Here is a 20631-nt window from a genome sequence, read left to right as displayed (position 1 = left end):
TACAATGATGGCACAGAAGACGCGCGAAAAAAAAGAACCACCGCGATCGATTTTTCATCGTGCGGCGGTTCCTTGCTCGCTTCCCCCATTAGGTGACAAGCTTTGCTTCTTCAACTTTGTTTCAGATCTTTTATATACCATGCATCCATTGCGGAATGCTCAGAGCCAGGTAGCGGCTCAGGTAAAAGGGTAAAGCCAAACTTCTCATACAATCTGCACGCAGCTTTCAGCTCGTGCTGTGTTTCCAGATAGCATTTTTCATAATGCTCGGCGGCAAATGCCAAAGCTGTTTCCATCAACTGTTTCCCAAACCCCAGACCTTGCGTTTTGGGACTTAAATATAGCTTTTGCAATTCGCAAATTTTCTCGCGCTCGTCAAACGGCGCTATGCCAATCCCGCCAGCAACCTCGCCATTGATTTCAACCACCCAATACTGGCTGTTTTTCAAGCGAGTGTAATATTGGTGAAGATCGTCAAGCTGCGGATCAAAGTAAGCTGTCCCCGGGATGTCTAGCCCAAGCGATTTTAATGAATCTTGAATGATTTTTTTGATTTGCGCATTGTCTTCTTTGCTTATTTCGCGGATAACCATATGCTTTCTCTCCTTCAAAAGTTGACTCAGTCCACATTTTAAAAGTACAATTATACTAATCTTAAATGTGGACTAAGTCAACTAAAAAAGGAGCCTATATGAATAAGCAAAGCATCTCTGACATTCGGCAATTCAATCGGTTTTATACGAAGATACTGGGCTTATTTAATGATCAAATTTTAGAGACCAATTATACATTAACGGAAGCGCGGGTATTGTTTGAGATCAGCGAGAGAACGGAATGCATCGCCAACAACCTCGTGCAAGAGCTTCGGATCGATAGAAGCTACATGAGTCGAATTTTACGCAAATTTGAGAGAGAAGAACTCATAGAGAAAAAAACTTCACTGACCGATAGCAGAAAAACGTTCCTTTCTTTAACACAAAAAGGGAAAGAGGTATTGGATAACATTCACAGCCAGTCGGACGAACAAATCGAGCAACTGTTGGATGGACTGACTGATCGTGACGTGAACGAGATCTGCGAGGCAATGGCACTCATCCAAGAGAAATTGAGCAAAGCAAAAATGAACAGCAAGTAATCCCAGGCTTGGTCTGGAAACGCATGCATCACATGCCAGAACAATAAAAGACGCTGCACCCCTATGAGTACAGGGATGCAGCCTTTTTGTCAGCGTATAGATTTACGTCCCTTTTCCCGCTTTAGCCATAGCGCCTTGCTGCGTAACGGACTTTTTCCATTGCAAGCCAATAATCAGAATCAGCGTTACAACAGCCAGGAAAATACTGCATCCTAACGCCAAGGTGAAGGCGTTTAGCTGCAGGTGCATATCAGCTGCTGCTTGCCCTGAGAGAGCTGCAAAAAATACGGTCCCGATTACGGCGACTCCAAGCGCATTGGCTGTCTGCATGAAAGTGCTCAATATGCCTGACGCCGCTCCTACATATTCCCTTCCGACACCTGACATAATCGTTCCCATCAGCGGGGCGCCAACCAAACCTTGTCCCAAGCCGATCAGGAAGAATGGCAAAATGAGCTGCTGCCAGTACAGCTCAGCGGCCAAGGCATAACACGCCGCTATGACTGCCGCATAGCCCGCGATCAAGACCGTTGCCCCCACTTTCAGCACATGGGCATTTTTCTTTGCCCACTTCGGCCCAAGCAACGATGCGATAAAAAAGCCAAGCCCGATCGGAGTGAACGCCAGCGCCGAATCCATGGCAGAAAGGGACAAAGCGTCCTGTAGCGTAATGGATACAACGAGAAAAAACCCGCTATTGCCGATTTGATAAGCCAAAATGGTAAGGACACCCAGAGTAAAAGAACGCTCGTGAAAAATCGCTGCAGGAATCAACGGCTTCTCCCCGCGCTCAACCATTCTCTTTTCGTGTATGCGAAACAGGAAGAAAGCAACGAGCGCTCCCGCAAAGCTTGCGAATACCCACAGCGGCCAACCTGCCTCTCTCCCGACAACCAGCGGATAGATCAACAGCAGCAAGCTGCCCGTCAAAATGAAGATGCCGAGCGCGTCAATTTTTTGCTTTCCTGCCGATTTTGTTTCCTTGATCAATGGAATGATGAGCAGAACAGCCAAAATACCAAAAGGAATGTTAATAAAAAACACGGAACTCCAACCGAGCCCTCCGATATCAAAATGGAGCAGTGCGCCACCGACCATTTGTCCCGCGATCAAGCCAAGCCCGCTGACTGCACCGTAAAAACCAATCGCCTTCCCTTTTTCCTCGGGCGGAAAGATCACCTGAATAATAGCCAGCACTTGGGGGATCAAAAGCGCAGCGCCAACCCCTTGGATGACACGTGAAAAAATCAGAAATCCTGCGCTTGTCGAAAATCCACATAAGGCAGAAGCCACGGTAAATATGATCATACCGACAATGAACAGCTTTTTGCGTCCCAGCCAATCCCCCAGACGAGCGCCAGTAATCAGCAACACAGCATAAGAAAGCACATAGGCAGCCACAATGAATTGAATTTGTGTGGTACTCGCGTGTAATTGTTCTTCAATCGTTGGAATCGCTACGTTTACAATAAATGAATCCAACAACACCATAAAAGTCCCAAGCAATAAAACAGCCAGCGCCCACCAGCGCTTTGGATCGATCGCCTTTGCGGTCTCCGGATTAGCCGTGTTCATGCAGAGTCGCACTTCCTTTTCCGTTATTTTAGGGGTATTTTTAAATACTACTATTAGCAGGTCAAAAATAGAGGAATACTGTTTTACAAGTATTCCTTGTACGCATCAATGATCCGCTCATAATGCTTCCCGTACTTCGCTTCCAGCTCTTTGCCAAAATCGCGCTCCACTTGCTCCATGATGAGATCATGGTAAAACGTGTTTTGCAACAACTCAATGAGCGAAGGATGATTTGTTTCCAGAGCGGTGGGCTTGATGCCTTTCCCAAAGCTGCCAAGCAAAGCGGAATGAACATCACACAAAATCGAAAATTTTCGCGTGCGAACCGAGCTCCACTCTTCGCTTCTTTGGTGAATGATCACATTTTTTACGCTCGTGTTGCATTCCCCTATCGAGATCAGCGTAACAGCAACCCCGCGCTTTTCCGCTTCCAGAAGCGGCTCTTCCACCCAGCTCACATCTTCGGACCAAATATCTACGACAATGCTTTTGTCCGCATTCGCAATCAGGCGATGAATGACCGTCTCGATCGTTTTGTCACCTTGCCAACTGTAAAAAGACGGCGGCGTGGTGGGGACAGCATTCAATTGCTCCTGTAGCACACGCGTTGTTTGTTCAAATTCCGTTTTCAGCAGACGAACAAGCTGTGCAATCGGGACGGCATCATAGAGCACAGGCTCGCTTTCGATCACCCGGCATATGCCCTTTTCCGTTAAAGAGCGCAGGGCCGCATACACATTCGTGCGGGATACGGATACTTTTTTGGCGACCTCATAACCGGAAATCTTCGGGTCCTCATGAAGCGCCAAATAGCATCTTGCTTCCAGATCGGATAATCCGATTTTTCGCAGCTCATCAATCATGGCTCTACCTCCTTTCTTACCCGTTTGTTTGTAGTGGTGTTTTTAAATACTACTATCGTTTTGCAAAGAAGTCAACTCCCAACTCCCGTTCCAGCATCTGCTGCTATCACGGTAAAGTGGAACGCGCTCCAAGCTCCTGCCAGCGGGTTTAGACGACTACTTGTGATCGTCAATCGAGGCAAGGGCATGCTGCAACGGAATCGGATTAAAATATTCTCTCCACAAACAAATTTGCCCATCGCTTACCTGCACGAGACTGACGTACGATTGGGCATACGCAAACCCGCTTTGCTTCACAGTCCCTTTGCTCTCCATTTCTGCGAAAACAAGCTCGGTCTTCCCATCGCCAACCGGGTACACCCGGATGTTGCTGATTTCCCACGCCGCGTACATCCCGTTCTCTTTTCCAATGAACTGATCAAGCAATTGCAGCAGCTTTTCCTTGCCCTGAATCTGGCCCGCTTGCAGACCGAACGGCATCTCATAGACGATGTCGCTGCTCATCAAGCTCCCCATTCCCTGTATATCCTGGTTAGCCTCCCGTTGAAAAAACTCGCTCACGATTTCCGCTGCTTTCATTCCTGCTCCACTCCTTTTCATTTCTTGGCAAACCTGCCCCCAAAGTATAGCGCCAGCTTTGCCGCAAAATATTGAACAGAATGCGCAAGTTTTTGTGAAAAATCGCGCTCCTTTCAGCGGGACGACGCGTATTTCAACGGGGTCAAGCCCGTCACTTTTTTAAACTGCCTGGTAAAATGGGCCTGATCCGCAAAGCCGCTCTGGGCAGCAACCTCCTTTAAACTCATGTGGCCGCAGCGAATGAGCTGCTTGGCCCGTTCCATTCTCAACCGGATCAAATATTGATGCGGTGTCACTCCCGTATGCTGTTTGAACAACCTCACCAACTGTGACAGGCTGATATTGGCAACCACCGCAAGCTCCTTCAAGGAAATGTCCTGTTCCACATTCATGCGCATGTACTCGATTGCGGCCGTCACCTGCTCGTTTGTCGCTGTAGACGATGCCACACTACTTCTGGCGTTTGCGGTATAGTTCCGAAGCAAATGGATTGCCATCGTCGTCGCAAGCGATTGGCTGTACAACTTTCCGTTGGCCCCGCCGTTGAGCACTTCCTCCATCATCCAGCGGGTGAGCACGATCAGCTTTTCGTCCCTGACCAAGGGCTTTTGTTCCAGCTGCCATTTGTCTGTATGCCCAAACCCCGACTCTTCGGCAACCTGGTCGAGAAAAAGCGGATCGATCGCAAGCTTCACAAAAGAGATCGCTCTTGTCCAGCGGCAGGACCACTTCTCGCCCGCTGCTAACAACTGAATATCGCCTGGCGCCAGCTTTTTTTCCGTTCGATTGCCGTGCTGAAAAAACTGCAAGTTCAGCGGCTCCTGTGTGCCATGTATGGCCATGACATGCCTTTTGGCGAGGGAAGCGTCGTACAGGTGGGCAGGCGGTATGTTCTCCCACCGGGAAAGCATGATGTTCGACCACCCCAGATCATCGCTGGACAAAATCGGCTTTGCACCGCTAGACAAAAATTCCTTGATCGCTCCATCCATTGCGCTCACCCTGTCTCCCGAATAGTTTTTTCGTATCAGCCAGTATAGCATACGCCGCTTTTTTCCACAGAGCAGGCGTCACCTGAAAAAGAGCCGCATACGCGACTCTTTTCCTTCACTGTCATAAGCTAATTTGCGGAACTGGCGGCAGTTGGCATCCCGCCTTGCTCAATCACGCGCACAGTCTGGATTTCACCCGTCCCTTTTTGCAAATCGGCTTTTGTAAAGTAGACGAAATACACCTTGCCCTCGATGTCGTTCATCGGCCCGATACCGTCAAAGCTGTTTGGGTACCAGTCAATTTGCACGTCTTTTGATTCGTTGTCGATATATTTGCTGCTAATCCAGTAGCCATGCTGGGGCAGCTCGATCTTCCTCGCTTTGAAAGCTTCCGTTGCCGCTTTGATAAACGGCTCGGCTTGCTCTTTGGACATGGCGGTTGGAAAAACCATTTGGGACTCGGCTTGTTCGTTTTGCTGTTTGGAAGCATCCGCAACCGTCTCTTTCCCCTCAAGCTCTTTCGGTGGTGCAGCCTCCGTCATGACCACATTCATCTTGCCATCCAGCACAGATTGCGCATACGTCGCCACGGAAAAACTGGATGCGACAGCGAGCGTGCCGATTGCGGCAAGGCCGAGCAGCAATCGAGACTTCCTGGTTGTTTTTTTACTGGTTTCCATACGATTCCCTCCCTGCAAGAAATGAGGCCGAACCTCCGGATGTTCGACACCGTTAGCGTATCACCGGCATGTCATCCTTCCATCTGCGTTCTGTCATCGTTTTGCAAAACTTGTCCGTTCGGCACTCGTATATAGACACTCGTCCCTTTTCCCAAACTGCTGACGATGGAAATACTCCCCCCGTGCGCTTCCGCAATCGCCTTGCAAAGGGACAAGCCTAATCCGTGGCCGCTGTACTTTCGATTCCGGGCAGTATCCAACACAAAAAACGGTTGAAACACATCGCTCACATGTTCCGCCGGAATGCCGCAGCCCTTATCGCTTACACAGAAGACAACAAACTCCCCTTCCGCATAAACACTGAGGAAAATCGTCTCGTGATAACCCGACGCTTTCGAGGCATTTTCCACCAAATTATTCAGCAAAACGTACAGCAGCTCCTCATCCACCAAGGCAATCTCCACGACGGATTTCATCACCAATGACTGCCCTTTGCCCGCAAGCGACAGCTTCGAGATCATGTCGAGGTGCTCCAAAAGCTGAGCGACCCTGACCTGTTCTTTTCGCACCACTCGCCCATTGCCCAGCCGGAACAGATTCAGCAGTTTTTTGGACATGTCATCCAGCCGCTTGCTTTCCGAGTGAATCAGGCGAAGCGCTTTTTGTTTCTCGGCTTGCTCCAGTTCATAGTTTTCCAGCAAACTGGCGTAGCCCATAATCGACGTGAGCGGCGTTTTCAATTCATGGGCAAGGCTGGCAATCAAGGTTTCCCGCTCTTTTACCTCTCTGCGCAGAAGCTCCATGTGGGATTGAACGGCATCGGCCATATGATTGAACTCTAGCGCCAATTGCCCGATTTCGTCCCGGCGAGCCACTGCAATGCGCGGATCGTAGTTTCCCCTGGCGAGTGCTTTTGCTTGCGTACCCAGCTGGGCGAGCGGCTTTAACGCATGACGGATGAGGACATACAAACCGATCGCAAGCAAAATCATCCCTGCGGAAAACCACAGGGCGATTTGTGTAGCGAGAGTCTGCTGACCAGCTACCATGTCGGTCACATCGTTTTCATAGTCGAGACGATAGAGCTGGTCTGCTATGCTCATCCAGCCTGATACAAACAGGACGCTGTGCTCACCCGATTGACGAATCACGAAGCTCCGCCTGCCGTCTTTTGGCGGGTCCAGTTCCATGATCTTTTCATCCGCTGGGGAAAAACTGCTGTACAGCTTTTCTCCATCCAGACTCGTCATCGCGATATAGCTTTTGCCATCTGTATAGTACCGCCCGTAATTTTGTGCCGCTCTCGTCAACAACTCTTGCCGCAACCCCGGATTGAACGCCATTTTCTCGATGGAAGCTGCATACATTTTCATCGCACTCGCAAACATCACATGCCTGTCCAGCGAGCGGCTATATTCTCTCTGCATGCTATGCTCACTTGAGACAGCCGTGATTTGATAGCAAAAGAACAAAATAATCACCGCACTCAAGCCGAATGCCAGCAAATAAATCCGTATCCAAAGAGGCATTTGTCCGTCTGTCCGCAACATCACGCCAGCTCCAATCGGTAACCAACTTTGTGCACCGTCTGAATGTAGCTGGACAGCCCGAGCTTTGTCCGCAGGTTCAAAATATGCGTATCCACCGTTCGCGTACTTCCGTAAAAGTCAAAACCCCACACCTGGCTGAGCAGGCTTTCACGGGAAAAGGCAATGTTCGGGTTTTGCAGCAAAAACGCCAGCAGTTCATACTCTTTCGGCGTCAAAGTAATAAGCTCGTTCGCTTTGTACACTTTGCGCCCAACACAATCTACTTTCACGTCGCCAATCAGCAGCATCTCCTCTGTCTCTTGAACCCGCCTTCTCAGCGCAACTTCCACTCTTGCCAATACTTCCAACAGTTCAAACGGCTTTGCAATATAATCCTCAGCCCCCAACCGCAATCCATGCACCTTGTCCAACACACTCGCTTTGGCAGTCACAAAAATAACGGGTACGTGCTTCTCTTTGCAAATGTCCAGCAACTGGTATCCATCCAGTCCCGGCAGCATGATATCCAGCAATGCCAAATCGTAGCCGCCATCTCCCAACAACTGCTTCGCGATGTGTCCATCCCCTGCGATTTTGCAGTGATAGCCGGAAGCGGTTAACGCCAGCTGAAGCAGCTCGGCGATAGACGGATCATCCTCTGCAAGCAAAATGGAATAAGCCATACGTTCCTCCCCCATTTTTTCCTTCATTCATTATGGCAGCAGCTTCGTATTTTCTTGTCAAAGAAATGTAAAAACCTATCCTTTTTTCGTTCATAGCGAGTGCAGATATTTTTACAATTTGAACGTGCAGGAGAGATACAGTAAAATCAATATATCTTTAGGCTGCAAAAGGTGGTTTTGGAACATGGAAGATGCTTTGCAAACGTGGATGGCTCTCGATCAGTTGTACGTAACCCTCAATCAGCAATTGGAAAAATTCCTTAAATCCAACTACGATTTAACCGTCAGTGAGTTTATGGTCATCACTGTGCTCAACGGCGACACTGGCGCGGGACTTACCATCGACCAACTGAGCAAAATGGTCAATCTGAGCCACAGCGCGGTTTCCCGTCTTGTCAGTCGCCTGGAAACTTGCCATACTGTGGAACGCCGTTTAAATGAAACCGATCGCCGCAGCTCATTGGTTCGCCTCTCCGACCAGGGAAGAGCCGATTATCAAGGAATCTTGCCGGACATCACCGCTATTATCCGTAATGGGATGAACAAGAAAAACATCTCGATCACGATTTCATGAACATGCTGCTTTTTCATGAGCGTTGACGAACAAAAAGCAACTTGTTATATTATATGTGCGTGCGCACGCAAATAAAAGAGCAGCTTGTATCTTGCTTTTCTACAAGGAGAATAAACCAATGAACAGTCGCCCTCTATCCTTTACCGCTCCCCGTCCTTTCCAAATCTCGGTCGATCAGCAAATCCTCGATGATTTGTCCGATCGGCTCAAACAGACACGCTGGCCCGACCGAATCGAACATACAGGATGGAGCTACGGCACTGACGATGTCGTCTTGCGCGATCTCGTCGCCTATTGGAGCGATGGCTTTGACTGGCGCAAACAGGAGCAAGCCTTGAATGAGCTGCCGCACTATACGACAACGATTGACGGTATCGAGATCCACTTCATCCACCTCCGCGGAAAAAGTCCTTCGGCCAAGCCGCTCCTGATGCTCCACGGCTGGCCCAGCTCGTTTGTGCAAATGATGGAGATTGCCCCGCTCCTGGCTGATCCGGCCGCTTATGGCGGACAGGCAGATCAAGATTTTGATGTCATCATCCCTTCCTTGCCTGGCTATGGCTTCTCTGGTCGGCCAAGTGAATCCGGCATGGATATCGCCTACATGGCTGACATTTTCTCCACTCTGATGACGAAAGTGTTGGGCTACGAGCGCTATATCGGGAGAGGCAGCGACATGGGACAAGGTGTGCTCATGCACCTCGCTCACAAATATCCAGAGCAGCTCATCGGCCTGCACTTCTCGGGTACGAATCTCCTCGTCGCGGAGGTTCCTGACGATATCACGCCAGCCGAGGCAGAATTTATCGCCAACTCCGCCGCCTGGATGAAATCAGAGTGGGCGTACGCATTGCTGCAAGCGACGAAGCCGCAAACGGTTGCCGTGTCCTTGAACGACTCTCCGGCAGGTCTGGCTTCCTGGGTTTTGGAAAAATTCCATGCCTGGACAGACCGCCCCGATGATTTCGTCAACCGCTATGGACGGGATCGGCTTTTGACGAATTTGACAGTGTATTGGGTGACCCAGACGATCGCTTCCTCGATCCGGTTGTATGCAGAGTGTACGCGCAGCAACAGCTTCCATCTCGATGTAAAAGTCCCTACGTGCATGCTGATGGCCGGCTCCGACATGTTTTTAATGCCACGCGAATGGGCGGCCCGCAGCACGAATATCGCACGCTGGGTCCAGCTTGATTGCGGAGGGCATTTCCTGGAATGGGAAGAGCCAGCGCTGGTCGCCGAAGATTTGCGCGCAGCTTATTTTCAATAACCTCCGCCTCCACGCTCGTGCTTGAAATAGACCGTCAAACCTCAAGAACCTGCAACAGCAAAAAAACGCTGTTACAGGTTTTTTGACGTGTCTACCCCGCCTTCCAAAAGGACAGCTCCCTCTATCTTATCTCCAAAATGTCTCGAATCCCCTCCTCCGTAAGCTTCCACGATTGATTTTCCCCCGGTTGAATAACTTCTTGAAAAAGCTTCTGTTTACTGGTTTGCAACTCATGTATTCTCTCTTCAATCGTTCCTTGCGCGATCAGCTTGATGACTTGAACGTCTTTCTTTTGCCCCAAGCGATACGCGCGATCGGCTGCCTGCTGTTCCACAGCCGGATTCCACCAGAGGTCGTACAGGATAACCGTGTCTGCCCCTGTGAGATTCAAGCCTGTCCCTCCCGCTTTTAGCGAAATGAGAAACACTTCCCTCTCTCCCTTGTTAAACCGATCGCAAAGCTGTACCCGCTCCTTGGCGGCTGTATTACCGTCCAGGTAGAAGTGGCTGCATTCCTTGTGACTCAATTCCTTGCTGATGATCGCAAGCATCTCCGTGAATTGCGAAAAGATGAGCATTCTCTTGCCTTGCTGCCGATACTCCACCACCAGTTTGCCGAGCTGCGCAAGCTTCGCCGAGCCTCCTGCATACCCTTCCAAAAACAAGCCCGGATGACAGCAAAGCTGACGCAACCTCGTCAAGCCAGCTAGGATTTTCATCTGATTTTCCTGAAAAGTATCCTTGCCGACATGCTTCAGGGAAACATGCTTGAGCCTGGCCAAGTAAGCGGCGTACAGCTTTTTTTGTTCAGGCAGCAAGTCGGAGGTCAGTATGGTTTCCATTTTGCTTGGCAGCTCTCTGAGCACTTCTGCCTTCATCCGGCGAAGCATGAACGGCGCGATCAGCTGTGCTATTTTTTCGCGCGAAAGCTCATGAAAAACTTGGCGATCCGGCATTAATCCCGGAAAAACAACGTGGAAAATCGCCCAGACATCCTCGATGTTATTTTCAATCGGCGTGCCTGTCAGCGCAAAGCGATTGGCGGCCTGGAGTTTTTGGAGCGCCTTTGCCGTCAGCGAATCGGCGTTTTTAAAAGCTTGTGCCTCATCGAGAAACAGCGTATGAAACACCCTTTTTTGATAGAAATGACTGTCCATTCGCAATAACGGATACGACGTGATGAAAACGTCTGTCTCACTGGCCCGCTCCAGCGCCGCTTTTCTTTCTTGATGAAGACCATCCACAACCGTAACACGTACTTCCGGTGTGAACCTGGCAAACTCGTGCAGCCAATTGTATATAAGCGAGGAAGGCGCTACGACCAGAACTGGATTGCCCTGCGCCCTGATCTCCGATAGCTCTGCGGCGATGAAGGCCAAGCTTTGCAGCGTTTTCCCCAGCCCCATATCATCCGCAAGAATCCCGCCGCAGTTATTTTGGGCTAAACGCTTCAGCCATTGGAATCCCTCTTGTTGATAGCTTTTCAAAATGGGCGCAAGCTGCGGGGGAAGGGGAAAGTCGGACTTCCCCGGGTTTTTCAGTTCCTCCACCCACTGTTGAAAAGAGCTTCCTTTCGTCAGGATACTCTCTGGTGTCTGTGCCATTTGCTGTAGACCAAAAACAAACGGGACACGAATTTTGCCCTCCACGACCTGCGCTTTGCCCCTGTTCAGCTGTTCAAGCAACATGCCCACATCTGCAAACTGCTTTGCCTCCAAAGACAGCAAGCGGCCATCCCGCAGTCGGTAAAACTTCCTTTTTTCACTCAAGCTCAGCAATACTTCGCGAATTTCCACTTCCGGAACTCCCTGCATATCAAACTGAAAGATGAGCCAATCGGTGCGCTCGTCAACCTCCACCCTGACCGTTGGCCGCGTATCTGCTTTACATATGCGGTCCCGCACCGCTGTTGTGGCATGGATTTCTACATGCGATTGCAGCTGCGGAACCATGTGGACCAAAAAATGGTACTCCTCTTCATCGTTGCTCCAATAATAGCCGCTCTCCGTTCGCGTACCGAGACTCTCTTTCATTAGCCGAAGAATTTCCTGCTCCTTCTCTCCCAGTTGGCTGAGACGTGATTCGGTTGGGATGTCGTCATGCATGGCTTCCAATGGATTCATGACGATCGCATCATAGTGAAACTCCAAACCCGCCAGCAGCCTGTTTTTGATTCTGTCCAGGAACAGCTTGCCTTTGAAACGAGTATTTGCTTTTCCTTTTGCCAGGTCGTCGATGCCTAAATCCCCTGCCAGGCTGCGTGCCGGCTTAGGTTCCGGGTGCTCGATCCTTTTTGCAGCTGATAATGGCGAAGGAGTCTGGCGCGGAGAAACTTGCTGGGGAGGTAAGCCATTGACCTGTATATCGTGCAAGCAGAGGAGAACAGCCGCAACGTGCTGGCAGCTTTTGTGGTAAGAAGAGAGTCTCGGGCAGGTGCACTCCGCGTAGATGTATCCGTTATTGTCCTTTTTAATCGTGACGTCGAACAGCGCTCCGCTATTTACAGTCGCCCGGAAAATCGACTGGCCGGGATGGTAATGGATGAGCTTTACCCGCTTTTCTGCAAAGTACCTCTTCCCTTTTTTAAACGAGATATCGCCGCATATTTGTTTGATTTTTTGCTGATTGAGAAAGTAGTTCATGGGGTGGCTCCTTATAGAATTCGTGTTTGATTTTATTTGCGTGCGCACGCATATATAAAATATCAATTTTGAGGGGGAGTGGCAACTTTTTTGTTATCGAGAGAGCCACCCCCTCTGCTGCCAGTTCGGTTTATTTTCGCGTAGAAAGTCGGAAAAGCGTTAGCTGTGTAGGCTAACGAGGCTAACGCTCTCCGCTTTCGTATAAATGGCAGGCTACACAATGGTTGGGAGCTGCTTCTTGTTTAACGGGAGTCAGCTCTTTGCAAGCTGCCTTCACAAACGGACATCTGGTTTGAAAAACGCAGCCTGATGGCAGATTCAAGGGAGACGGGATTTCGCCGCGAAGGATTACCCGCTCTCTTCTTCGGGTTAGGAATCGGCACAGCTAATCCCGCCAAAATAACTTCATTGACAACGTTTTCACTGAATAATAGAATATATTTAATGACAAGTTAACTTTGATGGAGACTCGGAGACTCATACTTTCTGGCACTTTCATTTTTGAAAGCGCCATTAAAGTATGGGTTTTTTTGCGTGTATCGTCATCTTTGTTAGAAATTACTTTAGGGGAGGAATACGATGCTCAAACTGTTTAGGCCTGCACCGCCTATTGACAGATTGCCTGACGAACAAATTGATTCTGAGTATAAAAAGCTCAGGCTTCAGGTGTTTTTAGGAATCTTCATTGGTTATGCGGCGTACTATCTCATCCGCAAAAACTTCTCGCTCGCCATGCCTTATTTGATTGAAGAAGGATTTACAAAATCAGAGCTTGGTTTTGCCTTATCTGCCATTTCGATTTCCTACGGGATCAGCAAGTTTGTAATGGCCATTTTTTCAGACCGAAGCAACCCGCGAATGTTCTTACCCGCCGGTTTGATTCTTTCTGCACTTATCAGTTTGCTGATGGGCGTTGTCCCTTACTTCACCTCATCCGTCACGATTATGTTTGTAATGCTATTCCTGAACGGTTGGTTCCAGGGAATGGGCTGGCCTCCATCTGGACGTGTCCTCGTACACTGGTTTAGTGTAAGTGAAAGAGGAGGCAAAACAGCGATTTGGAATGTTGCCCATAACGTTGGCGGAGGCTTGATGGCCCCCCTTGCTGTTGCAGGTGCAGCGATGTTCACCGGGCTTTCGGGTAATATCGGTTCCGGATATGAAGGCGTATTTATCCTGCCTGCCCTCGTTGCCATTGTCTTTGCATTCATTACGTATTTCTTAATTCGCGATACTCCGCAGTCAGTCGGCCTGCCGCCTATCGAAGAATATCGCAATGACTATCCAACCAAGACGAAGAAAACGTTTGAAACAGAATTTTCTACAAAAGAAATCCTTTTCAAATATGTGTTGAACAACAAATGGGTTTGGGCCATCGCAGTTGCCAACATCTTCGTCTATTTCGTCCGTTACGGCGTTCTGGACTGGGCGCCAACCTATTTGAGCGAGGAAAAAGGCTTTGATATGAACAAGTCGAGCGTTGCTTACTTCCTATACGAATGGGCAGGCATTCCGGGAACGCTCCTGTGCGGCTGGCTGTCCGATAAATTGTTCAAGGGCCGCCGTGGACCCGCAGGGTTTGTCTTTATGCTCGGCGTATTGATCGCTGTTCTGGTCTACTGGTTCAACCCAGCTGGAAATTCCTTAGTCGATATGATTTGCCTGATCGCGATCGGGTTCCTGATTTACGGTCCAGTCATGCTGATTGGTTTGCAAGCCCTTGATTTTGTTCCGAAAAAGGCCGCCGGAACCGCGGCAGGGCTGACAGGTCTGTTTGGTTACCTTGGCGGTACGGTCTCCGCAAATGCATTGATGGGGGTTATCGTTGACGCCTCCGGCTGGGATGCAGGGTTTATGTTGCTGACAGCTTCGTGCGTAGTGGCTGCGCTTGTTTTTGCGCTGACGTGGAATGTGCGGGGGCAGGAAGTCGTTAAAAATCATTAAAATAGCAAAAAGAAGGATGAAAATCGTTGTGATTTTTATCCTTCTTTTTCATGTGATGAATAATCAGTCTTCGCCGGATTTCTTCCTGGTATTCAACTCACCGGATGACTAGCCCCTCTACATAGTCCAAATAGAGAACAATCTTACATCATGGTTAATAGATTAGTGACTGCTGCAGCATTCTCATGGCTTCTCCGGTTGCACCCATCCCCCATAGCGTCGGGAAACAATATACCTTCGTGTTCGGTGAAAACTTTTTCGTCCCCCGCCGAATTTCTTTTGCTTCTCCGTAGAAGCGCTCATCAACGAACAAAATTATTTTTCATTCTGAAGAATCTTTCTGTATTCAACACCGTGAATATGTACAAGTATTTTTCGCTTTTCTAATTCCTCAAAAAAATTCAACATATCACCAAACGGGTTTGCAAAATATTGAATTAAGTGTTTAAAATCCTCAGTTGTTTTCAAGAAGTCATAAAAAAAGTACGGATCAATATTTCCAATATCGTCTTTATTCCCGAGGGAAGCTTCCAATTTTTGTCCGGTATCTAAGTTTTCAAACATGCAATGCTCTCCATGAACATCAAAGTACCAATTACCGCTTAAATATTCTTCACCGTTTAGTAATTCCGCATTTGAAATTAAGTAGTAACTTCCTTTTATTATCTCTGATTTTTCAGGCTGGTTTGTTTCCAATATTAATTTATCCATGAGTTCTTGCGCAATTTCTTTATAAGCGTCCATTGCTGCCAACAATTCATCTACCGTTTCTTTGGTTAGCGTGTTCATACATTACCGCCTTTTGTGCTATTTATATTTTTCAGATAAAGTTTTCCTTTAATCGTTTCTTACCAACTCACCCTGCGAATATGCTTCCTTGCAACTTCGCAGAACGTTCAGTTATTCAGGACGTACAAAAGATATATCCAACCTGCTCCGCACCTTTGCCAAAAATTCTGCCAGTCCCAAAGTCTGCAAGCTTGCATTGCGAGCTTAGTGTTACAACTTTATCATCCAGTCTATTCCTTTATTCATCTGTCTAAAACTGGATTATCACTGCACAAGCACAACAGCCCTTTTTATAAATAAAAATCCCGATGACCTAACAAAGCATCATCGGGACTTTTCTTGGAGTTTCATACTTTTTTATAACCAAACACTTGTGTCTAAGGATAATAAAGTTGTAGACTGTGATCCTTGAAATAATAAGGTTATCTTAGCCTCAAATCGTTAATAATCCCAAAAAAAGTTTTAGACTCAATGATAGAAGGAATCAGAATATGACTCTAAAACTAAATAATAAAGTTTTAGACTAAAACTGACATTACAATTCATTTTAAAAAATTCACAAATGTATCCCTATACGTTTCTTTAAAGAAAAGTTCATTTACACCAGCTCGAGACTGATATGAAATGTATTTGTTTATAATATTCTGTATATAACTCCTTTTTAAAGTAGCAATTTTTTCACATCTACTCATTACCTCGTCGTATCTATAAGATACTACATTATAAAAATCCCACTTAATGAACTTTATTGTTTTCTCTCTATCAAAAGGAACTGCAATACATGCATAATTCTCACCCATATTTTTTAAATATGTTGATTCCGGTTCAACAATTGTTCCTACAATAAATTTGAAGTTGTTATCAACTTTCACACTAGGCCTATGTGTATCGCAAAATGGTGTAATGCACAATAAGTATTTATAATCATATCTCTTATTAGTATTTTTAACATATCTTTTATTACGTGTATTTCTTGCCAGTCGTGGAACTGACATTTTAAAAATACTACCTGTATTGATTCTGTCATGTGATGTGTCTATGTATTTTAGTAACTTAGTAAAATAGTATGTCTGAGTTAAAAATGAAGTTTTAAATTCTTTATCAGTCTCTTCAATAAAATATACTGCCAATACTGTCATGAGAATGATATCATTAATTTTCTTGCTCATACTCGAATCTAATATTTCAGATATCCTATTATTAAGATGTTCAAATGATCGAACATTGACATCACTAAATATCTCTTTTAATCCAGTTAAAAAACTTTGTTTTTTAAATAGGTCTGCAATACTATCCTTTCCCTTAAAATTAAAAGTATCACACAAATGCTTTATTATTTCATAAGTTATTTGATTTGATTGCATTTTCTCGCGAATTTTTTCTCTTTTAGCACTAAACAAAAAGTTCTTCGGATCTAATGGTAATTCGTCAGATAATATGTTTGAAAGTAATGTTTCATCGAGAAATTTTGGTATACCATCATTTTTAATATCCAAGGATAACATTTGGGTTAATAAAACTTTTTCAAAAGGAGCATTGAATTTATATATTACATTGGCAATACTCTTTTCAAGCCTACTAGCACTATCCATAACATGTAGTGGTATGCATTTGTCTTTTAGGAGTATCGATGAAATTTTTGTAATTATCTCCTGAGGCTCAACACTTTTTCGCATAACAAAACCAAATAAAGAATTTCCATCTCCACCATCTCGTTCTTGGAAAAAAAAGTTTTCTTCATCAATCAGCTCAAAGTCATTGGTTAACTGCTCCAAAACTGTTGTAGAATCTTCTTGAGTATAAATTACAACACATTTTAATCCATTAGTGTGATTTGAATAAGTTTTTATTATCTCTAAAGCAGCCTTCCCAGGTCTTTCAGGAGATTCAGGTAGGTAACCCTCCAAGTTCCAGTCTATAAATAACAGCTTTGATGTTCTTAATATTTTTGATAGGAACTCAATTTGAGTTTCTGTATCATCATCATTAAATTTATATGGATAAGTAATAAACCCATCCGTAGTTAATTGACGTAACAATTTTAACGGTCGGTTACTCAAATCGTCTTCAGTTGGTTCTATTCCGGCTGCAACTTCTATCCTAGTTTCCTCATTTACAGTATCCTCCTCGTCTATATCATCTGGGAGCTCCCCAAGATCGTCATTAGATAATTTGTGAACTTTCTCTACATACAAATTCATTTCATCGTCGATTATTATTGCATTATCGAAGTAACCCTTAACAATTGATTCGACTTGTTGAATTTCATTCATAACTTATTCCACCTCAAGAGCATCATTGTTAAATTGAATACAAAAACAAGCCCCACTCAACTTAAAAATCTGGTCTTCGGGAGACACAAGGAATAACTTATGACCCCTGGACTCCAAAATATCTCGTGACAAAAACAGTCCGAGGCCTCTTCCCTCAGATTTCCTGGTAAAGAACGGATCGAATATCCGAAGATGATCTTTAGGATCGATTCCCTGTCCTGTATCATGAATGAACAAACTTGTTGGTGAAGAATAAAAGTGTATCTCTTTGGTTGATTGGTTAAGTAGCCAATATATCGCGTTAGCAACGATATTTACTACAGGTGTAAACAAAACCGAATCATTCTCTTTAACAATAAAGTCGTCAGAAAGATGTATCTCAGTTTTTATTTTGTATCTTCTTAAATCTGACTCAAAATACTCAAGTACACTACCCACAAAATTTTTAATAGTTATTTTTTGCTTTCTTGCTCTTACTTGCCTATACAACGGATTCATACGTTGATGAAGCCTCTCTAACGATTTAAAAGCATTTCTTGTCTTTTCTACTACAGGCAGAGCCTTCGTTTGATTAAGAGATTTATAAAGGATGTTTAGATTTTCTTGAATGGTACTATATAGCGCATTAAATTCATGACTTGTGAGTTCCGCTGCAAGCCCAACTGCGGATAAGTCGCGATACATCCCTACCTCTTTCTTTAAGAATCCTATATATTCGTTATCAGAATTATAGTCAAGGTTTTGAGAAAGTTTATGCTTTATGTCTGTTATCAGTTCTTGATTATTTTTTGTAATGCTCATATCTTTAACTAAATTTGCAAAGTTTAGTAATTCGTTTTGAGCATTTTCAATTAGCTTTTCATATTCCATTAATACAGTTTCTGCTTCTAACTTGACTGCTTCAGAGTTAAATAAATAATCAAAGGTCGTAAATTTCTCAAGAATCCCTTCCAATTGTGAACACTTCTGCTCAATTTCATAATCCAATGGGCTTAACATGTTTTTTCTTTTTTCAGTAAGTTCATTGATATATAATTGAGTTATTTCATAAGTTATTTGAGATAACTCTTCTTTTAATGAATCAATCTGTTGGTCAATGACTTTAGAAACCATTTGTGTAAATTTCGATCTTTTCCAGTCAATTGCTTGATGTATCTTGTTTGTCCAATGCAAGACATCATTATCTGTACTACCGTGATTATTTGTACTTTCCTGTTCTTCTAATTCTTTAATTTTAATTAAAGAAATACCATCATCAATGTAATTTTTGAGTTCTTCTTTTTGTTCAAATATTTTTACGTTAATCTGATCAATTTGATCCATTAGTTCGGATTCGTGGAAATATCTCCGGTTATAATTTACTCGCAACTTGTATAAATCATCTGTTAAATCATAGAGATTTTTCCTTAATTGATACAGATTTTCATTCAATTCATATTTATTATATCTGTTATGGTTGAATCGTACTTCTGCCTGAGATATTTTGCTATCAATTTGTTGTCTGATGTTCAAATACAACGATTTATTATTCAATGTAAAGTTTTTTATTGATTCGTTTAATGCACGAAAATATTCTTTTTCTCTTTTTTCCTCCTCACGCTGTTGTTGGATTAGCCTGGTGTCTTTCTCTCTTTCGTCCTGTAGTCGTTTAATTCTTATTGCTCTTCTTCCGGTTTCCTTTTGTGATTCAAGGAAATCCCTCGCCCACCAAACAAGCAAGTTTTGTGCTGTTGTAACAAAATATTTATAAGCGTTGTTTTCTACAAAACCTTCCCTACTAGATTTGTCGACAAGATCTGGATTTTTCGTTTTACTTATCTCCATGAAACCATACATTCTTCTATGACTAAAAAGGTAATACCCGGCACCCTTTGAACGTCGTTCTTCTATTCTTAAAAAATCATTCCCTGGTTCACCGTAAGGTAGTATTCTTAGTCCGTCTCTAAATACATATATTCCTCCAGATTCTAATAATTTATCCTTCATCATTTCTAATTGTTCTTTAGTAAGAGATGTAAGTTCATCTCTACCTTCAACAAAAAACCATTTTATTTCTACTGGTCCACAGTCCATTTCGATACTTTCAGTGTGAATACCAAACGTTAAATCAATTTCTGTAATATCAAATACTTCCACAGTTTTTGTGCTTCTAATAAAAGCTTGCCCACTAAATTTCCCATTATTGATAGTTCCCTTAAGGGCGTAATCATAAAGTTGTATGTCTTCCGGGTTAAACCACGATTTATTCTCCAGCTTTAGTCCATCTATATGTATTTTTGGATAGAAAGCATTCTCGTGCTTACCATCTTCTTTTTTATCAAATAAATCAATAAGATTAGTAAATGAAACAAGTACATTCTCTAATCTTCTTTTTCTTTCCCTTCTACTTTCATCTTCAACAGCTAATTTATATACATTCCAATCCCATTGATTATCAAGATTATGAATATAGAACGTTGTTCCTCCACCACGCCTTTCATTTACATTCACTCTTTTAAAAAGAGAATCTGAAACGGTAAATTGATCTATTTCTTGTGATATTTTTATTGCAGTTTTATTTTCCCATTTACTTTGATCTGCTAAATTTTTTTTTAGATCTTCTTTTATAGTAGCTAAATCAAACTTAATAAATGATCTCATTTCTTCCAAAGAAGTGAATGTTTTAGTGGGTAACTCAATTTCCTCTAAAAATAATTTCTCATTTCTAAAGAGACCCCAGTGTAAATACAATAGAGACCAATTATCTACATCCCTTTTTTTTGATAAGACAAGTAATTGGTCTCCTAAAAGTGAAATTGCTAATCTACCAATACCCTTTTCACCAATTTTGATTCTTCCTTTTCTTGTCTTAGTATTATGGGATTTGTACTTTGAGTAAGTTCCAATCGTTAACCAGTTATTGATTAAATCCTCTTCACTCATTCCATCTCCATCATCCCATACAATAATTCGATCTTCACTACTGCTTACATCAATAAGTCCTTCTGATGCGTCGGCGTCAAATGAGTTTCTTAACAATTCAGAAATGGCCGTAACTTCGTCACGAATTTGTTGTTTACCTAGCAAATCAACAGCTCGAGCCTTTGTACGGAATCTTGCCATAA

16 protein-coding genes and 1 pseudogene are annotated in these 20631 nt (G+C 44.5%); 4 read left to right on the top strand and 13 right to left on the bottom strand.

Features of this window, described 5'->3' with window-relative positions; translation table 11 throughout:
- Window positions 1–110: 110 nt before the first annotated feature.
- Window positions 111–593: a GNAT family N-acetyltransferase gene (locus tag HP435_RS01925; protein WP_122962158.1), complete on the bottom strand. Its 483-nt coding sequence runs from the start codon at window positions 591–593 to the stop codon at window positions 111–113.
- Window positions 594–691: 98 nt separating this feature from the next.
- On the opposite strand from HP435_RS01925, the gene HP435_RS01920 reads away from it, so the two are divergent.
- Complete coding sequence (locus HP435_RS01920; RefSeq protein WP_173597899.1) at window positions 692–1135, top strand: MarR family winged helix-turn-helix transcriptional regulator; 444 nt, start codon at window positions 692–694, stop codon at window positions 1133–1135.
- Window positions 1136–1237: 102 nt separating this feature from the next.
- Here the strand turns inward: HP435_RS01920 and HP435_RS01915 are convergent, their stop codons facing one another.
- The 7 genes from HP435_RS01915 to HP435_RS01885 form a co-directional block, all read right to left on the bottom strand.
- Complete coding sequence (locus HP435_RS01915) at window positions 1238–2710, bottom strand: MFS transporter (RefSeq protein WP_173599698.1); 1473 nt, start codon at window positions 2708–2710, stop codon at window positions 1238–1240.
- Between the two features lie 83 nt (window positions 2711–2793).
- A complete protein-coding gene (locus HP435_RS01910) occupies window positions 2794–3573 on the bottom strand; it encodes a TrmB family transcriptional regulator (protein WP_122962155.1) in 780 nt (259 codons plus the stop codon).
- A gap of 156 nt (window positions 3574–3729) precedes the next feature.
- A complete protein-coding gene (locus tag HP435_RS01905) occupies window positions 3730–4152 on the bottom strand; it encodes a nuclear transport factor 2 family protein (RefSeq protein WP_173597896.1) in 423 nt (140 codons plus the stop codon).
- A gap of 113 nt (window positions 4153–4265) precedes the next feature.
- Complete coding sequence (locus HP435_RS01900; RefSeq protein ID WP_229049927.1) at window positions 4266–5144, bottom strand: helix-turn-helix domain-containing protein; 879 nt, start codon at window positions 5142–5144, stop codon at window positions 4266–4268.
- Between the two features lie 128 nt (window positions 5145–5272).
- Entirely contained in the window at window positions 5273–5824 is a 552-nt protein-coding gene (locus HP435_RS01895; RefSeq protein ID WP_173599696.1) for a hypothetical protein, read from the bottom strand.
- Between the two features lie 71 nt (window positions 5825–5895).
- On the bottom strand, window positions 5896–7374 hold the full coding sequence (locus HP435_RS01890; RefSeq protein ID WP_173599695.1) for a sensor histidine kinase: 1479 nt from the start codon (window positions 7372–7374) through the stop codon (window positions 5896–5898).
- Window positions 7374–8036 (bottom strand): response regulator transcription factor, encoded by a 663-nt coding sequence (locus tag HP435_RS01885; protein ID WP_122962150.1) that lies wholly within the window; start codon window positions 8034–8036, stop codon window positions 7374–7376. The genes HP435_RS01890 and HP435_RS01885 overlap by 1 nt, the downstream gene beginning before the upstream one ends.
- A 184-nt stretch (window positions 8037–8220) precedes the next feature.
- Between HP435_RS01885 and HP435_RS01880 the strand changes: the two genes are divergently transcribed.
- A complete protein-coding gene (locus HP435_RS01880; protein ID WP_173599694.1) occupies window positions 8221–8610 on the top strand; it encodes a MarR family winged helix-turn-helix transcriptional regulator in 390 nt (129 codons plus the stop codon).
- Between the two features lie 118 nt (window positions 8611–8728).
- Window positions 8729–9880, top strand: coding sequence for an epoxide hydrolase family protein (locus HP435_RS01875; RefSeq protein ID WP_173599693.1), 1152 nt, complete (start codon window positions 8729–8731; stop codon window positions 9878–9880).
- Between the two features lie 121 nt (window positions 9881–10001).
- Here the strand turns inward: HP435_RS01875 and HP435_RS01870 are convergent, their stop codons facing one another.
- Both HP435_RS01870 and HP435_RS01865 read right to left on the bottom strand, forming a co-directional pair.
- Window positions 10002–12521, bottom strand: a complete 2520-nt coding sequence (locus HP435_RS01870; RefSeq protein ID WP_173599692.1) for a DEAD/DEAH box helicase — start codon at window positions 12519–12521, stop codon at window positions 10002–10004.
- A gap of 181 nt (window positions 12522–12702) precedes the next feature.
- Window positions 12703–12885: pseudogene (locus HP435_RS01865) on the bottom strand (oligopeptide/dipeptide ABC transporter ATP-binding protein); the annotation flags it as partial.
- 215 nt (window positions 12886–13100) lie between these two features.
- Here HP435_RS01865 and glpT point away from each other — a divergent pair.
- The gene (gene glpT, locus HP435_RS01860) at window positions 13101–14465 is read left to right on the top strand and encodes a glycerol-3-phosphate transporter (RefSeq protein WP_173599691.1); all 1365 of its coding nucleotides are present in this window, start codon (window positions 13101–13103) and stop codon (window positions 14463–14465) included.
- Window positions 14466–14780: 315 nt separating this feature from the next.
- Here glpT and HP435_RS01855 read toward each other — a convergent pair whose 3' ends face one another.
- From HP435_RS01855 to HP435_RS01845, 3 genes are all read right to left on the bottom strand, one after another.
- Complete coding sequence (locus HP435_RS01855) at window positions 14781–15254, bottom strand: DUF6896 domain-containing protein (protein ID WP_173599690.1); 474 nt, start codon at window positions 15252–15254, stop codon at window positions 14781–14783.
- Window positions 15255–15796: 542 nt separating this feature from the next.
- Window positions 15797–17527, bottom strand: coding sequence for a response regulator receiver domain (locus tag HP435_RS01850; RefSeq protein ID WP_173599689.1), 1731 nt, complete (start codon window positions 17525–17527; stop codon window positions 15797–15799).
- A 3-nt stretch (window positions 17528–17530) separates the two neighbouring features.
- Entirely contained in the window at window positions 17531–20629 is a 3099-nt protein-coding gene (locus HP435_RS01845) for a sensor histidine kinase (RefSeq protein WP_173599688.1), read from the bottom strand.
- Window positions 20630–20631 lie beyond the last annotated feature (2 nt).

Origin of the sequence: Brevibacillus sp. HD3.3A (assembly GCF_013284375.2) — a bacterium.
GTDB lineage: Bacteria > Bacillota > Bacilli > Brevibacillales > Brevibacillaceae > Brevibacillus > Brevibacillus parabrevis.
Note: the sequence above shows the minus strand (reverse complement) of the source record. Positions and strands in the feature narration are given on the sequence as shown.

Coding starts and splice junctions, on each gene's coding strand:
- HP435_RS01925 (WP_122962158.1), bottom strand. CDS start 593: ATGGTTATCCGCGAAATAAGCAAAGAAGACAATGCGCAAATCAAAAAA.
- HP435_RS01920 (WP_173597899.1), top strand. CDS start 692: ATGAATAAGCAAAGCATCTCTGACATTCGGCAATTCAATCGGTTTTAT.
- HP435_RS01915 (WP_173599698.1), bottom strand. CDS start 2,710: ATGAACACGGCTAATCCGGAGACCGCAAAGGCGATCGATCCAAAGCGC.
- HP435_RS01910 (WP_122962155.1), bottom strand. CDS start 3,573: ATGATTGATGAGCTGCGAAAAATCGGATTATCCGATCTGGAAGCAAGA.
- HP435_RS01905 (WP_173597896.1), bottom strand. CDS start 4,152: ATGAAAGCAGCGGAAATCGTGAGCGAGTTTTTTCAACGGGAGGCTAAC.
- HP435_RS01900 (WP_229049927.1), bottom strand. CDS start 5,144: ATGGATGGAGCGATCAAGGAATTTTTGTCTAGCGGTGCAAAGCCGATT.
- HP435_RS01895 (WP_173599696.1), bottom strand. CDS start 5,824: ATGGAAACCAGTAAAAAAACAACCAGGAAGTCTCGATTGCTGCTCGGC.
- HP435_RS01890 (WP_173599695.1), bottom strand. CDS start 7,374: ATGTTGCGGACAGACGGACAAATGCCTCTTTGGATACGGATTTATTTG.
- HP435_RS01885 (WP_122962150.1), bottom strand. CDS start 8,036: ATGGCTTATTCCATTTTGCTTGCAGAGGATGATCCGTCTATCGCCGAG.
- HP435_RS01880 (WP_173599694.1), top strand. CDS start 8,221: ATGGAAGATGCTTTGCAAACGTGGATGGCTCTCGATCAGTTGTACGTA.
- HP435_RS01875 (WP_173599693.1), top strand. CDS start 8,729: ATGAACAGTCGCCCTCTATCCTTTACCGCTCCCCGTCCTTTCCAAATC.
- HP435_RS01870 (WP_173599692.1), bottom strand. CDS start 12,521: ATGAACTACTTTCTCAATCAGCAAAAAATCAAACAAATATGCGGCGAT.
- glpT (WP_173599691.1), top strand. CDS start 13,101: ATGCTCAAACTGTTTAGGCCTGCACCGCCTATTGACAGATTGCCTGAC.
- HP435_RS01855 (WP_173599690.1), bottom strand. CDS start 15,254: ATGAACACGCTAACCAAAGAAACGGTAGATGAATTGTTGGCAGCAATG.
- HP435_RS01850 (WP_173599689.1), bottom strand. CDS start 17,527: ATGAATGAAATTCAACAAGTCGAATCAATTGTTAAGGGTTACTTCGAT.
- HP435_RS01845 (WP_173599688.1), bottom strand. CDS start 20,629: ATGGCAAGATTCCGTACAAAGGCTCGAGCTGTTGATTTGCTAGGTAAA.